Source organism: Bacillus cereus group sp. BfR-BA-01380, assembly GCF_022663535.1.
GTDB classification, from domain to species: Bacteria; Bacillota; Bacilli; order Bacillales; family Bacillaceae_G; genus Bacillus_A; species Bacillus_A cereus_BB.
Genome location: NZ_JAKUFS010000050.1, coordinates 1 through 15,238, shown reverse-complemented (window position 1 = coordinate 15,238; position 15,238 = coordinate 1). Strand labels below are relative to the sequence as shown.

Below are 15,238 nucleotides of genomic sequence, written 5' to 3'. Positions count from 1 at the left end.
AAGAAACGCCCTTTCTTTTGCGACTGCAGAAACAAATATGTAAGAAAAAGAGAACTGCAAGCCTCTGCATTTTTCGCTGCAATTCTCTGTACTTTCTGCTTGCAAAAAACACTAGTGAACCTAATCTAGCGTTAATTATCATATATAATGGTGCATATAATTCTTTGAATTTTTCTTTTTTCTTCCTTTTCTTTTCTAGGTTCAATGACTAAGTGCAATAACACAAACGTACCCAAAGCAACCATTGCTGGTACAGTAAATGTCGAATCAATCCCCATGTTTTTACCTCAATAGAATGCTTTATTTAATTGCTATGTTATGTATATTAACATATCACTCTACTTACCCATATCTTATATTTTGTGTAACTGACCCAATCACTGAATTCCTTGCTATCATTAACTTTATAAGACTTTCTTTTTTGAGTTACACATCACGAAAAAAATGGTTAACTAATAAAGATAAAAAAGAAAAAAGCGATAATTAGATTTTAAATCTAGTCATCGCTTTATCCATTGCATCTTGGTTTACTCCGATGTATCTTAATGTAACTCTTTCTGATGAGTGATTGAATATCTCCATTAGCAATGCTATGTTCTTTGTCTGCATGTACATGTGATATCCAAATGTCTTACGTAATGTATGTGTACCAATCTCATCTAAGCCAAACTCTGCTACTGTATTTCTAAGGATTTTATATGCCATGCTCCTGCCAATTGGCCTATTACTTCCTTGTCTGCTTTTAATTAAATACTCATGATCTTCTCTTTCATCAATAAACCACTTCAACTCTCTTCTTAATGCTGGAGTTATTTGAATACGCTTCTGTTTACCTGTTTTCTTTTCTCTCATGGAAATGTGACTGCCTTTTAAATCTCCAACCTTCAACTTTAAAATATCGCTTATACGTAAGCCTGTATTAATTCCCATCACAAAGAGAATATAATTACGCTCATTATTTCCCTTTAGGTATTCTTTAATCTGTTGTATTTGCTCTGGATCACGGATAGGTTGAACAAAGTTCATAGATTCTCCCTCCCATTCCGCTCTTCTGTCTCATAAACTTCTAATCTAAGAGCAAATGCCAGTTTATAAAAAGCATTCGCTTTATTACGTCTATATGTCCGTTCACTCATACCAATTTCGTTATAGACCATATAATCGAATACTTCTTCATCCTCTAAATATCGCTTTACAATTATATTCCTTTGGCTCCTACTAAAACGACTTAATACCTTTTCAATCTGAAACGATAGACGCTGCAATTTCTCTTCACGCTCACTCAGTTCCACATTTGCTAAAGCAACTTCTTCAGCTGGTTTCCCCACTATATTTGTCGCACCGTGATATCTTGGCTCACAAGAAGCTGTGACCTTCATCTCATTTCTAATCACCCCAAATTGTCTATAAATACGAACATTCTCAAGTATTTCTTCTAAAAAATCTTGTGTTTCCTTGCGATTAATCTTAGGCAAGAACGTTAATTGTGTCATATATATAAACACTCCTTGTCTATTTTTTAAATAAAAAACAAAAAACGGACACCAAACCCCAGAGCAATATTACTAATGCTCTTCATAGTTTGATGCCCGCTGGTTCTTCCAGTAGGACAATATTATTCCATATATTCTTATTATACTTCTAATCTTTATTGATAAGTAAAAATTTTCTTGGTTACAAAGATAGCCCCATGTATAATAACAAATATTATTTTTTTAAATTAAGTCTTATCGTATGCTCAGTGACTTCAAATCCACGGTCCCCATAATATTTTTCTTGTCTTAATTTATTAGCCTCATCCTCAAAATATCTATCCCCATATATACATAATATATCCCATCTTTTGGCTAGTTTAATTAAATTATCCATGGCAATAGCACCAAAACCTTTACTAGTGTTACCTCCAGTTTGAATGTCCACAATAAAAAATGATTTTTCTTTTGTTTTTAAATCAACAAAAAAGTTTATCTCACTCTTATTCCTAAGTTGTTTATAGCCTAAAGTTTTAATATAAACGTCAAAACTCTCTTTTCCTGAAAAAGTAATATTCTCTCCTACGTCATTTCGTATATAAACTATCACATAATCATTAATTTTTTTATTATACTCTATAGAAAGTATTTCATATTTATGCTCACTAATAATACTTGAGATGTTATTAATAATGTTTTCAGATTGTTCTTTTTTTATATCACTTAATTGTTTTTCTGCTTTTAACTTCGAATATGCACCTATCATATATTCATATAATCTCTTGTATTTTCTCCCTAATAAATCTAACATATTCTGCCTCCTATTCAATTCATTTTGCTATGAATAGTCTAGACTGTATCTCCCCTTAATTCAAATAACGCAATATCTTAATGAATGCTCAATTTTTCTACAAAACAAATTGCACTATTGCTATATAATAAAATTAAAACAACTGTATCTTCCGCTCATCCATACGAGCTACTTTCCCACTTTTATATACAAACGATTGCTCGCCATAACCAGTTATTGGTGGCTCAATCTGATGAATCTTTCCATCTTTTACAACGTAAATCATATTTTGACTTAATGAAATTTCTGCTGTCATTTCTGCAAGATTTTCTTTTCTAATTCCCATCAAGACCACTCCCATATGTTATAATTACTTTGCCAAAGCAAGTCGGGAGCAATCTCGGCTTTTTTTGTTTGACTACAAATATCGCACAACATTTTCTGGAACAAATGATTGTTCAAGTGATAAATGCAGTCGTATTGGAACCGGCTCTTTTTCATCCCTTGCTCGCTTACATATTTCTTCTGCTTCTTCCCATGCAAATTGTTTATCCTCCGCTCGCTTATAACGCCAAATCCCAATCGCGTAATCTTCAAATAACTCATAACGTTCATCAGTTGCAAAAGATATTAAAGACGCATCTCCCGAGAAACGTGAAGAATCAAAACGTTTTTGGGAATTTCTAAATCAATCTGAAAATGAACGAAATCCTAAAAAGAACAGTTAATACATTGGCTATCCTTCTCTTAAAAATAATTACTATATTACAATTTCACAAAAAACTACTATACAGATTGAAGGATTATATCTGCTTAATGAAAAAGAATTTAAAAATGTAAAATCCCTTTTTGACACTACTTATTAATTTCACAACAAAACATTGAGTACAAACTTTAAGGACACATATAACCAGTTTCTTCACTTTTGTTTTCTATATACGTTAATGTAGAAGCATTATACCAGCTTTAGATAAAGTAACATTTGAGATACAAATAAATGAATTAAGAATAAATCTAAGTAAAACTAGTAACAAAAACTGATGATACTTTTACACTTCGACCTTTTTCGACATTTTTTCTTTTCTTCCTCTGCTATACTTTTATTTTGAATTAGAAAAACATTATTAATCCCACTGAAATAATGTGATAGTTTTAATCTTGCTAGATAACATTTTCAGTTCCGTGTGTAAAACTATTAAACCACTAAAAAGTATAGGAGAGGAATTAGCATTATGAAAGATGAACAAGTAGTACTAATGATGCCTGTTTTTAAAGAAAAAGAGAACGATGATGACTTTTATCCATCTTCTGGTACAGCTGGATTAACCCAAACATTAGAATCAATGCCTGTTACATATGAAACACTTACGGCTTTTACCAGTCAATTTACCAATCTAGAGCTAGACTCGTTAGAAGTTAATGTTAAAGGTGTAGTGAAAACAGGTGGATTAACTCAACTCGTTGTTGGATTGCAAGGTGAAGCAAGTATGAAGATTACTTTAAAAAAGAAAGAGGATTAATTTTAATAGAAAACGAGGACAAGCATTTTACTATGCATCGTCCTCGTTTTCTATTTCTACACTTACTTCTGTTAAAGAATTGAATCTAGTATCCGTTTCGTTTAATATTCCCCCATAAATATCCACATCATTATTTGTAAGGTCTTCAATAGATACAACTAATACATAATCTACCTCTTCCTCATTAGTGAAATCAGGTTTAGAGTATAATTGCAACCAAATTTGCCAATCCCCTGGATTAAAAGTAGTAAATACTTTTGAAAAGTGATGAATGTGGTGCCATTTTTTCCTTCCATCTTTTCCATCTGGATTCCTAGTTACTCGATTATTATTAGAATTTATACAATGTAATGAAGTATCAACATAAGCTCTTAAATAATTAGGACCCATGTTTTTATCGACGGGTGGCAAACATATACATGTAACAGTTACTCGTGTTACAGCATATTTTTTTCTAGAATAGGCAGCAATAGTAGATGGCATATAAAACTGTACTCTTTGTTTTTCAAGTCTAGACATTCTTCCTTTTCTTATATATGTAGCTTTATTACGATGAGATCCACTTGATTCCGCAAGGTTCCCAACACCCCTACCATACATTTTAGTTAAAAGTTCTGTTTCTTCTAATGTTTCATCACCATTAAAATAATTCAGCTTTTCAGCGTGATGTATTAAAAGTGCCTTTGCAATTAACGGACTTTTCCCCGGAATTTCTTCTATTAATTGCGCTAAATCCGCTGCTGCAAATGGTGCTGTAAAACTTGTCCCGAAATCTAGTCTAACCTCTCCTGTATTAGTAATAACAAATATAGAATCACCTGTTATGTAATGCTTATCTTCCATGCTATAAACATTTCCTCCAGGGTAAACTACATCTGGTTTAATGGCCCCTGAAAAGCCTAGCCCAATTCTACTGAACGGGGAAACTTCACCTTGCCTTGATAAACTATTGTTATTTTCACCCCTAGCTATTGATCCAACTGTTAACCCAAAAAATGATTCAGCTGGAGTAGCAATTTTTGCATCATCATCATCTAATAAATCATGCAAAGATTGATAATATTTCCATAATTCATGATTACCTGTCGGCAAAACAAACTGTACATTATGCTTTTTCATTAAAACATCTAACGAAGATGCAATATCACTAATTCTCTCTTCATTCATTGCTCTTCTTCTGTTAAAAGCTAAACAAAATATTTTTGTCTGACCTTTTATATCCTCAATGGCTTTTTCTATTCTTCTAATTAATTCATCACCACTAAGCCCACTAATTCCATCAGTAATAATAGCATCTATCACCCGTACTTTAGGAAGTAATTTCTTATTTAGAATCTGTTCTTTTAATGTCTCTCCAAAAATTGCACAACTAGCAACTTTTGTTCCATGTTCACAAGTACTATGTAAAGAAATGTCATCGGCCTTCCATCTACCAGCAATGCAATCTTTCATATTCTCAGGTAAATTGATACCATCATCTAGTATACATACTATAGGCATCTCTCTTGGGTCTTTTTCAAATATTACTGGAATTTCAGAAATATCCTTTACATCTTGAACACCACCTTTATTAGTCGGTCCAAAAAAAGGTGTAACATTTATCCCCATCACTATCTCCTGATCTAAAATGAAATCTATGCCACTTGACGGTATTAAAGCTCGGATTATAGGCGAATTATCTGGCAATATTTGAAGTCCTCCTATAATGTCACCATTCGCCTCCTTTATCCTCTCTTCTAGATAACCAAATATTTTATCATATAATTCAGGTTCCAATTTAGGTACTAGGGTAATTTGTATATCTCGTTTATCTTTTTTTTCATCACTTGATTCTATTAATTCCTTAGATATTTTATCTAAAAACTCAACTTCAGAAAATTCTTGGATATATTGAAAGAAATCTGATTTTTTTCCGTTATTCTCTATATACTTTCCAAGCTTCCCCTCTAGATCTTGGATATTCTCAGGTGTAGAAGCAACTATTGCAATATTTTCTTTTTTAAGAGCGTTCACTTGTAAATTATTTTCGGCAAATATCCTTTCATAGTCTCCTCTTCTATCTACCTCTAAACCATCAAATAGCTGAACTTTAAATATTACAATATCATCAGAAATTGGGGTTTTATTTTCAAAATGTTTGTTTTTGATTTTCTGTATACTACTATGCAAATTTTGACCATGTTTAAAATGATTAATATTTAACTTTTTCGTCCTACCAGTAGGTACATGTTCTACTAAATGAACCTCTGAATCAGGTATCCACAAATGAGGCTCATATTGTCTGTTCTTTTGATTGGTACCATCGTTGTCTACTTTTTTTGCCCTTCTATTTCTCCCGTCATTTTGGTTGTTTTTATCGCTCATTCTCTTTCCCCTCTTTTAACTTATCAGAAATAGTAGATCTCGGTATGGACGTAATTTCTGCTATATCACGAATTGTCATCCCTGCTTTTCGTAATTTTTTAATTAATTCCGTAATTACTTCAGGATTATCATTGTTATACAGCAATGTCATACTTGTAATTGTTTGTATAAAATCTTTTGTACTCAAAGACTCAGAATTGTAAATTACTTTTTTCTTTAATGTTTTTAAAATCATTTCATTTAATTGTGAAAAGTTCATACCTTTTGTTATCTTAGAGATTTTTTCAATATCCACCTCTATTTCTAGATTATAACAATTCAATCTATTTGTTAAATAGTTTTTTCTCATTTCACTATCAGGCAAGTCTAACAATAATGCTGAATTAAATCTTCTCCATACTGCGGGATCCAATAATTTTTCATGGTTGGTAGCTGCAATAACAAAAACATCCTGAGAAAGCAAATCGATATTTTGTAATAAGGTATTAACTACTCTTTTTAACTCTCCTAATTCTTGTTTATCATCACGCCTCTTAGCAATCGCATCAAATTCATCTAAAAATAACAATACATTTTTTCCATTTACCGCATCAAAAATCTTTCGAATATTAGTACCTGTTTGACCTAGCAAAGAAGAAACTAGAGCATCTAGTCTTATATATGCAAGAGGAATATCTAAGCGCTTTGCTAAAAAATACGCAGTAGATGTTTTTCCACATCCTGGAGGTCCACATAACAATAATCTATTCTCATACGGTAAGCCCAGCTGTAATAAATTCTCCTTTAATCTATATTCTTTAATAATTTCTTCAAGTTTCTCTTCCACTTGTTGTGAATATATAATATCCTGCTTTTCTATATTTTCGGGATATATTAAATCAAATAGATTATAATTATTACTTTTTTCTTTTGGAGCAACAATTGTACTTGGCTCAAACATTACTAAACCTGAAGAAGGATAAAAATCTTCCTTTTCTTCTCTAAATGTGTTTTTTTTAGGTGTTTTTTTGTTATAGATATTTAGAATTTTTTTTGAAACAGTTGTATTTCCTTTTTTTTGCTCTGTATCAGCAATTAAATGGACCATTTCTCTAAATTCTTTTTCATTATTCTCACAGTGAGCTTTTATCAGACTTACAATATAATCAGACCTCATATCCCATAACCTCCGGACAAATAAAAATTCATTATTAATTATACCCCATAAAATAACAATAAATAACCTTTTTTAAAATAAAAAATCCGGACTTTCCGGACAAATTAATAAAATCTTTATAATTCATTATGAACCACGAACAAATGTTTGTAAAGTGATTCACACATGTTTTTTTAACTCTATTTCAACAGCTAATTCCTTTTCTGTCGCCAAAGCATTGCTATTTTTGTCCCTTTAACAAAGCGCCTGATTCCAATACAATATCATTATTTGTATAACTTAAATTCCCTTCTTTTTAATGCAAATATAAATTCTTATTTTATCTAAGTGTTAATTTCCCTTTCCTTTAATACTCTTCCAAATTATTCATTTTTCTCATATTATAAGAACGTACATTCTTATAATATGAATGGAGTGAAAATATATTTCAATCGCAGCCCTGCTACACCACACAACTCGAAGACTATATCCAGCACTTGTACCAATCCTTATCTATTATTGTTCCTGAACAAATTGATATGATGGAAATTACGAAAAGGTTAAATATTTGGCTATATTTTGCTCCGTTTGGAAGTCATGCAATGGAAAGAAAACAAATAGCTAGCTTAGTAATTGATAACCGTATCTCTCAACCAAAGCAATGGGAAGACTTTGGTCATGAGATTTGTCACCTCCTATTACATTCTGGTAATCAATTATTAATGCATCAAATGTTTCTAGATTTTCAAGAAGCAAAGGCTAAAACTTCGCGCAACACTTTTGCGTACCTACTTTTATGTTAAAGAATCTTCCTCCCCTGCAGTTAAAAGCATATATAATCGCAGAAAAATTCAATGTGACACCAAACTTTGCAGAAAAAAGGCTTTTACATTATGAAAATCAGTTACTCGCTAGTAAATTACAAAAAGAAATATCTCAATACTATAATTTGTTTAAGTAAAATATAGGAGGCATTATATATGAAAGGCTATTTCCATAAACGTGGAGAAAAATGGTCATTTACAATAGATGTTGGTATTGATCCAATGACAGGCAAAAGAAAACAAAAAAGTAAAAGTGGATTTAGAACTAAAAAAGAAGCTCAACATGCTGCTGCAACTATGTTTACAGAGATAGAAAAAGGAATGTATTTTGATGACAAACAATTAAGCGCGTTAGATATCTGGGAAAAATTAAAGCCTATTCGTAAAGCTGAGTTAAAAATAACATCTTATGAAAAAGACATGAGCCTAGTCAGACTTTATATCCTTCCCACATTTGGTTATAAAAAAATTAAAAGTATTAAACCTGTAATGATTCAAAACTATTATGCTGACCTTAAAGAAAAAGGCCTGTCAAATGGTAGAATCAGCAATATCCATCACTGCTTCAGATGCATATTCAAACATGCTGTAGAATGGGAAATCATACATGATAACATAATGAATAAGGTAAAAAAGCCGCGTGAAGAGCAAGGTGAGATGAAAACATGGTCCAGCGAGGAATGTAATCGATTCCTAAAATATTTAAAAGAAAAAAATCAGAAGTACTATATGTTCTTTTTACTTGCGATCTATACAGGTATGAGACGAGGTGAGTTACTTGCACTAACATGGAAGGATATTGACTTTGATAATAAACGCATCCTAGTTAATAAATCACTTGTAAAAACTGAAGAAGGACTATTTAAAGCTGCTACTAAAACTAAATCTTCAAATAGAAGCATTAGTATCTCTTCCTTTGTTGTAACAGAGTTACAAGTATACTACTTTTATAAAAAGAAAGAGTTTTTCCGATGGGGTATCCACTTGAATGAAGAGACCTATATCTTCGCTGGCAATGCGATTCACTCTCCCTTACATATAGATGCTCCTCATCGTTTTTTGAAAGACCATTATAAAAAAGCTGGTGTTCCACGAATTCGTATTCACGACTTAAGGCATACACATGCAACGCTTATGCTACAAGCTGGTGAGCACCCTAAAATTGTTCAGGATCGCTTAGGACACTCTTCTATTCAAATGACTTTAGACAAATATAGCCATATCACACAAAACATGCAGCAACAAGCTGCAGAAAACTTTGAGAATGTAATAAAATCTGGTGAAAATACGTGATAAAAGTTAAAAGATTTTAATGTGAGCAAAATGTGAGCATTGAAGAAGACCCCCCCTATAAACGTTGATATATCAACGTTTATAGGGATACATCGTAGAATCCTGGGAGAAGAATGAGCAGTTTTAAGGTTGTTCGTTTCGTAAAACATACAAACTATAAAAGTGCCAAGAGACCTTAGTATAAAGGGATTTTGGTTCTTTTTCTTTCTATAATCTATTTTATCACAAAAATATTTTTCATATTTTCCGTATGTTTTTATCTTATTCGTGGTCAACAATATATCCTGGTTGTTCTTTACAATGCTCACACATACCATCTAACGTTGAGGATATATATGGTTCTCTGCATTTCTTCCATACTAATGATTTATAATATTTCTTCGCGTAATCTTTTGCCATGTCTATTCACTCAATACCTAAAATCTCCTACCCTACTTGTCTACCTCCTTTGCTTTAAGAAACTGAATCATAATGATTAAACAAATAATTGTACCTACATAAAGAAATGTAACCATGTCATACTATCATTCCTCATTTCCCATATTTTCCGTGCTCTTAATCCGTTTATTCGATAAAAAATGAAACAAAATCTTACAAATAAAAAAGAGCACCCGATTTAGTGGATGCTCTCAATGTGACAAGGAGTGTGAGTATTGATTAGAACAAGCGGTTAGCTTGTCCTATACTTCAATATATGCTTATCCTTCTCAAAATGTGACAAAAGCACCTGTATTGGATGCTCTAACTTCTACTATTCTTTTATCTAATCAACATACGGTATATGAAATTTTATACTTCTCCCAGTCATCTAATGTTGATTTATATTTTGCACGTCGAACGATACGACATCAAGTGACTGAGATAAGAGCAAAAGCAAGCTTACAGAATGTCCCTTTTATAAAATAAAAAGGACACCAATGACTATGCAGCAAATAAGCTATTGCACTAATGATTTGGTGTCCTCTAGTTTTCTAGCCGGACTATATTCAAGGATATTTTATATATTCCAAAGATCGCTATTAATATCACTATTATATTTGTATTCAACCTTTTCTTTTCCACACCTTTCACACTTATAAAAACTAGCTATCCCCATCTGCCCTGTTTTAAAATTTTCACTATCCTGCGCCTTAACGAAGTTATATTTATGTTTACATTTAGGTTGTTTCTCCTTGTTCATCCATTTCCCTAACATATAAGAACCACTCCCCTTGGCAATATTCATTCTGCATTCTTATAACAAGAATATCGTCTAAAAGAGTTTCAATCAAGAAACACGTTATTTTGTTGCGTAAACATTGTTCCTTTATAAATATTAAACAAAAATAGCAAATACCTCTATAAAAACATACTTATTTTTCTAACTATTACAAGATCACATGCATTATCCAGCATATTCTTATATAATCAAGAAATAAAATCTTACAAATGGAGGTATAAAAATGGCATTTTGGAACACTATCAGTACAATTTTATTTTTAGCTACCCTTATTCTACTTATTTTATGTTTTATTTCATTCTTTAAGAAAAACGGAAAAGCAATGAAATTTGGCAGATCAGCAGTCATCTCTTTTATTATTTTTCTTTTAATATCATTAACAAGCACTGCGCATACGGAGCACCCGATTCTAAATTTTTTCGCTAATATCTGTCTCATTATGTCTTTCTTCTTTCTAGTATTAGCTATTTTATCAATTTTCAAGAAAACAAGAATGGCTAAAAAACAATTTCTTCTTACAACTATTTTATTCGTAGTTGCTATTATACTAGGCAATATTGCAGCTCCTTTTACTGAAAAAACAGTTGCCAAAGAGCAACAAGATACATCTAAGAAAAAGGAAGAGCAAAACGATAAGAAAAAAGAAGCAGAGAAAGAAAAGAAAGAGGCCGAAGAACAAGCCCGTAAACAACAAGAAGAACAAAAGCGCCAAGCTGATGAACAAGCTCGTAAACAACAAGAAGAACAAAAGCGCCAAGCTGATGAGCAGGCTCGCAAACAACAAGAAGAACAAAAGCGCCAAGCTGATGAGCAGGCCCGTAAACAGCAAGAAGAACAACAACGCCAGGCTGAAGAACAAGCTCGTAAACAACAAGAAGAACAACAACGCCAAGCTGATGAACAGGCCCGTAAACAACAAGAAGAACAACAACACCAAGCCGAGGAACAAGCCCGTAAACAACAACCACAAGCTGCTCCAGCTCAAAATAGTGGAAATGTATATTATAAAAATTGCTCAGAAGTAAAAGCTGCTGGAAAAGCCCCTTTACACACCGGTGATCCTGGCTACAGTCGTAAGTTAGATAAAGATGGTGATGGCATTGCGTGTGAAAGATAATATACATATGTGAAATTTTAAAGTGAGTTACTTTTGACCTATACTCATCTCTTTGACGTTTTTCTGCAAAACATAATATTAACAAATAATATAACAAAACCCCGATGCCACCAGACATCGGGGTTTTCATTATTCTTTTTCTTTAATAGCTGTTTTAATCGTTCCTGATTTTACTTTATTCCCATCAAAGAAGCGCAACAAGTCACCTTGAATAATATTATCGGACATTTTTAATTCTGTCTGTGCTCTATCAATAAGTGATTTTGCTTCTTGTTCTGGCACTTGAACGACTTGACCGTTTTGACGATTGTAGAATGTGTTATTGTAATAAATATATTTGTCTGTAATAAAGCTGCCATCACGTTCTGCAACAAATGGTTTGCGTTCTGGTGCAAATAAATCATGTCCAAACTCAATATCATTAGAAGTATCAACTCCTAATAAGTGAAGAATTGTTGGTTTTACGTCTACCTCTCCAGCAGGAGCAGTCATTGTTTTCCCTTCTGTTTGCCCTGGAACATGGATAAACAATGGTGTACGTTGTAACAACATATGATCATACGGGTTAATCTCATTTTTCCCTAAAAATTGTGCCATTGCACGGTCATGATTGTCTGAAATACCATAGTGATCACCGTAAAAAACGATAATTGAGTTGTCATATATTCCAGTTTGTTTTAAACGTTCAATAAAATGTTTTAAAGCTTCATCTTCATAGCGTGCTGTGACAAAATAATTATCTAATGTTTCGTCACCTGAATTAAATGGTTCAATCATTTTGATACTGTTATCATACGTAAACGGAAAATGGTTCGTTAACGTAAGAAAACGAGTATAAAACGGTTGTTTTATATTCTGTAATTTATCCACAGATTGATCAAAAAATTCTTTATCCTTTAATCCCCAACCAATTTTCGTATCTGGAGTAATTTTATAATCCAACTCATTGTAGAAACGGTCATATCCTAAAGATGGATACATCATATTACGGTTCCAGAACGTAGCATTATTCGCATGGAATACAGCTGTATAATAGCCTTGTTGGTGTAAAATTTCTGGAGTTGCTTTATACTCATTTCCAGCATTCGTAAAGAATACAGCACCACGGTCTAACGGATATAAAGAATTATCAATCATAAACTCTGCATCCGACGTTTTCCCTTGTCCTGTCTGATGATAAAAGTTTTCAAAGTAATAACTTTCTTTTTTAAATTGATTTAAGAACGGTGTAACTTCTTGACCATTTACTTTAGAATCAATTAAAAAAGACTGCGTTGATTCTAAAGAAACAACGATGACATTCTTTCCTTTTGCCATACCAAACATATTTGGATCAGGCTTCGTTTCAACTGTTTTCATATAGTTCTCTGCTTCTTGAATTTTACTTCCATCTGCAAATACTTTTTGTGAACTTGTCTTTGCTTGTAATCCAAAATCGTATAATTGGTGAACATATAATCCAAGGTTTTTCACAAGCATAACACGGTCAAATGAACGAGTTAATAATTCAGGGCGTTCCTTTTCCGCAAAACTAAGGTTTACCATAAAAATTGCGATACAGATTAAAAAGTATAGTGACTTCATAGAGCCAGAAATACGCTCTGTTTTTGCAAATTTAGGCTTCTTTTTTACAAGATAAAATAAAAAGATAACATCCATAAATACTAATACGAACTTGTAGTTAAACAATGCTTTGATACTAGATCCTAATCCATTCATATTCGATGTTTGCATTAATACTGGAAGTGTAACAAAGTCATTATAAAATCCATAAAACATTACATTACCAATGAGAATAATGGTCATAATAATGTTAATAACGATAGCTATATAATTTCTTTTTGGTCCCTTTGCAAATAAAGCAAGTCCAACCAATATTAAAGAAGATGCTAATGGACTAATAAATAGAATCCATTCCTGCATTGTAGATTCTAACTTCAAGTCAAAACTAAATCGCGTAACAATGTATGTTTTTAACCAAATCAAAACAGCGACCAACAACGGAAAGCGCATATTTTGAAACTGATTTTTTAACGCTTCTTTCATTTCTCTCTCCCTCTCTGACTGAACAATAGTAGCATAATATCTCTTCATATATTCATGGCTTTTTCTCACTGCCACATTGTATCGAATACATTTGTATTTCGTGTGAACTTTTTCTTTTTTTTAAGTAAAAAAACACATTAAAAAGAAGCTCTTCTATAGGAGCTTTTATTTTACTGTAGTTCCTTTACATTCCGTCCTTAAGAACTCCCCAAAACGAGGAATCACATCGCTTATTGCTCTGTTTCTGTATGTTAGTTTTTCTTTGCCTCTATTTTTTCTTTAACTTTTTCAGCTTTATCTAAAGATTCTCCAATCTCTTTTTGCTTTTCTCTTATTTCACCGACGCTATCTACTGCTTTAATTGCTTTATCAATACCTTCTTCCTCTACTTTCTTTCTCTTTTCTTCTCTCGTTGTTTCTTTTTTCTCTATATCTTTCGCCTTTTGCAACATATCTTCAGCATGATATTTTACAGATTTTTCAAGATTTGCATCTTTTTTCGTATTTATCACTTGATTCGAGTCTTCCATCGCTTGTTTATAATCTCCATCTTTTAATGCGGTCGCACCATGCTCCATCCATTTTGCAACTTTCAAAGATGTTTTTGTTTCATCTGTAGATTTTTCTTGGTCAGCTTTTTCAAACCACATAATTGCATCACTATACTTCTCATCTTTCAATGCCCTCATACCTGCTTCAACATGCGCATCATAATTACTAGTACTACAGCCGGCTAACATAATAAATAAACATCCTATAGTTAAAATAAGTTTTTTCAAGCTATCCCCCCTGCAACCTTATACTACTATATTATTTCAAATGCTCCTATTATCAAATAAAAACTTTTTATATTATCAATTTAAATCTATTTTACTTTTTCAACATGTGAGTCCCTGCTATTCCGAACAAAGCATGATCTACACTCGATTCCCCTTTGTTTTCAACTTTGAAAGGCACTAATCACTTCTGTACACGGCCAGATGCTCTCTCTACGTAAAAAGAAGCTCTTCTATCATATCTTTCGAGAGGACTCCCACCTCTAAACATATGTGAAGGTGGTGAGGTGAATCGAAAAATATTTTATTTTCAAGTAAATGAATAGAAACGTACGTTCTTGTTTTGGTATAATACCCTTAACAAGGAGGTGAAAAAATGACAACTGAAAATCAAATAAATTATAAAACTCTTCAGATTTGGATTAAAAAAGGACATCGTATGTATTCTTATTTTCAAGAATCTTGCCAAAACGCTAAAAATGTGTACAACACGACAAACTTTTATATACGACAAGTGTATACAGGTTTGACACAAGATAAGGAATTGCAACCTTTACAAAAAGAAGTTTTGGATACAATTGATAAAAACATTGGGAAGATGAATGATGCACAACTTCTTGCCTATCAAAAGAAATTGGAAAAAGAGAAAACAAAACCAAAAGAAAAACAAAAAGAAGTGAAA

Annotated in this window: 14 protein-coding genes and 3 pseudogenes; 5 read left to right on the top strand and 12 right to left on the bottom strand. The window is 32.3% G+C overall.

Going from position 1 to position 15,238, the window contains the following annotated elements:
- Positions 1-131: 131 nt before the first annotated feature.
- The 6 genes and pseudogenes from MR076_RS25125 to MR076_RS25100 all read right to left on the bottom strand — a co-directional run.
- Entirely contained in the window at positions 132-278 is a 147-nt protein-coding gene (locus MR076_RS25125) for a hypothetical protein (RefSeq protein ID WP_242225273.1), read from the bottom strand.
- Between the two features lie 205 nt (positions 279-483).
- The gene (locus MR076_RS25120; RefSeq protein ID WP_242225272.1) at positions 484-1,026 is read right to left on the bottom strand and encodes a site-specific integrase; all 543 of its coding nucleotides are present in this window, start codon (positions 1,024-1,026) and stop codon (positions 484-486) included.
- A complete protein-coding gene (locus MR076_RS25115; RefSeq protein WP_242225271.1) occupies positions 1,023-1,493 on the bottom strand; it encodes an ArpU family phage packaging/lysis transcriptional regulator in 471 nt (156 codons plus the stop codon). Before MR076_RS25115 ends, MR076_RS25120 begins: the two co-directional genes overlap by 4 nt.
- Before the next feature lie 214 nt (positions 1,494-1,707).
- Positions 1,708-2,283, bottom strand: a complete 576-nt coding sequence (locus MR076_RS25110) for a hypothetical protein (protein ID WP_242225270.1) — start codon at positions 2,281-2,283, stop codon at positions 1,708-1,710.
- Between the two features lie 133 nt (positions 2,284-2,416).
- The gene (locus MR076_RS25105; protein ID WP_242225269.1) at positions 2,417-2,608 is read right to left on the bottom strand and encodes a DUF3954 domain-containing protein; all 192 of its coding nucleotides are present in this window, start codon (positions 2,606-2,608) and stop codon (positions 2,417-2,419) included.
- Between the two features lie 72 nt (positions 2,609-2,680).
- Positions 2,681-2,884, bottom strand: a pseudogene (locus MR076_RS25100) (cell division protein SepF); the annotation flags it as partial.
- A 610-nt stretch (positions 2,885-3,494) separates the two neighbouring features.
- On the opposite strand from MR076_RS25100, the gene MR076_RS25095 reads away from it, so the two are divergent.
- The gene (locus tag MR076_RS25095; RefSeq protein ID WP_242225268.1) at positions 3,495-3,782 is read left to right on the top strand and encodes a hypothetical protein; all 288 of its coding nucleotides are present in this window, start codon (positions 3,495-3,497) and stop codon (positions 3,780-3,782) included.
- Positions 3,783-3,812: 30 nt separating this feature from the next.
- Here MR076_RS25095 and MR076_RS25090 read toward each other — a convergent pair whose 3' ends face one another.
- Positions 3,813-6,146 (bottom strand): S8 family peptidase, encoded by a 2,334-nt coding sequence (locus tag MR076_RS25090; protein ID WP_242225267.1) that lies wholly within the window; start codon positions 6,144-6,146, stop codon positions 3,813-3,815.
- On the bottom strand, positions 6,136-7,302 hold the full coding sequence (locus tag MR076_RS25085) for an AAA family ATPase (protein WP_242225266.1): 1,167 nt from the start codon (positions 7,300-7,302) through the stop codon (positions 6,136-6,138). Before MR076_RS25085 ends, MR076_RS25090 begins: the two co-directional genes overlap by 11 nt.
- Positions 7,303-7,724: 422 nt before the next feature.
- Between MR076_RS25085 and MR076_RS25080 the strand changes: the two are divergent.
- Positions 7,725-8,242 (top strand): annotated as a pseudogene (locus MR076_RS25080) (ImmA/IrrE family metallo-endopeptidase).
- 19 nt (positions 8,243-8,261) lie between these two features.
- A complete protein-coding gene (locus MR076_RS25075; RefSeq protein ID WP_242225265.1) occupies positions 8,262-9,398 on the top strand; it encodes a site-specific integrase in 1,137 nt (378 codons plus the stop codon).
- A gap of 261 nt (positions 9,399-9,659) precedes the next feature.
- Here the strand turns inward: MR076_RS25075 and MR076_RS25070 are convergent, their stop codons facing one another.
- Both MR076_RS25070 and MR076_RS25065 read right to left on the bottom strand, forming a co-directional pair.
- The gene (locus tag MR076_RS25070) at positions 9,660-9,797 is read right to left on the bottom strand and encodes a hypothetical protein (protein WP_242225264.1); all 138 of its coding nucleotides are present in this window, start codon (positions 9,795-9,797) and stop codon (positions 9,660-9,662) included.
- Positions 9,798-10,395: 598 nt separating this feature from the next.
- On the bottom strand, positions 10,396-10,593 hold the full coding sequence (locus MR076_RS25065) for a hypothetical protein (RefSeq protein WP_242225263.1): 198 nt from the start codon (positions 10,591-10,593) through the stop codon (positions 10,396-10,398).
- Positions 10,594-10,840: 247 nt separating this feature from the next.
- Between MR076_RS25065 and MR076_RS25060 the strand changes: the two genes are divergently transcribed.
- Positions 10,841-11,734 carry an excalibur calcium-binding domain-containing protein gene (locus MR076_RS25060; RefSeq protein WP_242225262.1) on the top strand — a complete coding sequence of 298 codons (894 nt, stop codon included), beginning with the start codon at positions 10,841-10,843 and terminating at the stop codon, positions 11,732-11,734.
- A 129-nt stretch (positions 11,735-11,863) separates the two neighbouring features.
- On the opposite strand, the gene MR076_RS25055 is transcribed toward MR076_RS25060, so the two are convergent.
- Both MR076_RS25055 and MR076_RS25050 read right to left on the bottom strand, forming a co-directional pair.
- Positions 11,864-13,780: an LTA synthase family protein gene (locus MR076_RS25055; RefSeq protein ID WP_242225261.1), complete on the bottom strand. Its 1,917-nt coding sequence runs from the start codon at positions 13,778-13,780 to the stop codon at positions 11,864-11,866.
- A 251-nt stretch (positions 13,781-14,031) separates the two neighbouring features.
- Entirely contained in the window at positions 14,032-14,559 is a 528-nt protein-coding gene (locus MR076_RS25050) for a hypothetical protein (RefSeq protein ID WP_396021740.1), read from the bottom strand.
- Between the two features lie 373 nt (positions 14,560-14,932).
- Between MR076_RS25050 and MR076_RS25045 the strand changes: the two are divergent.
- Positions 14,933-15,238, top strand: a pseudogene (locus MR076_RS25045) (RNA-guided endonuclease InsQ/TnpB family protein); the annotation flags it as partial.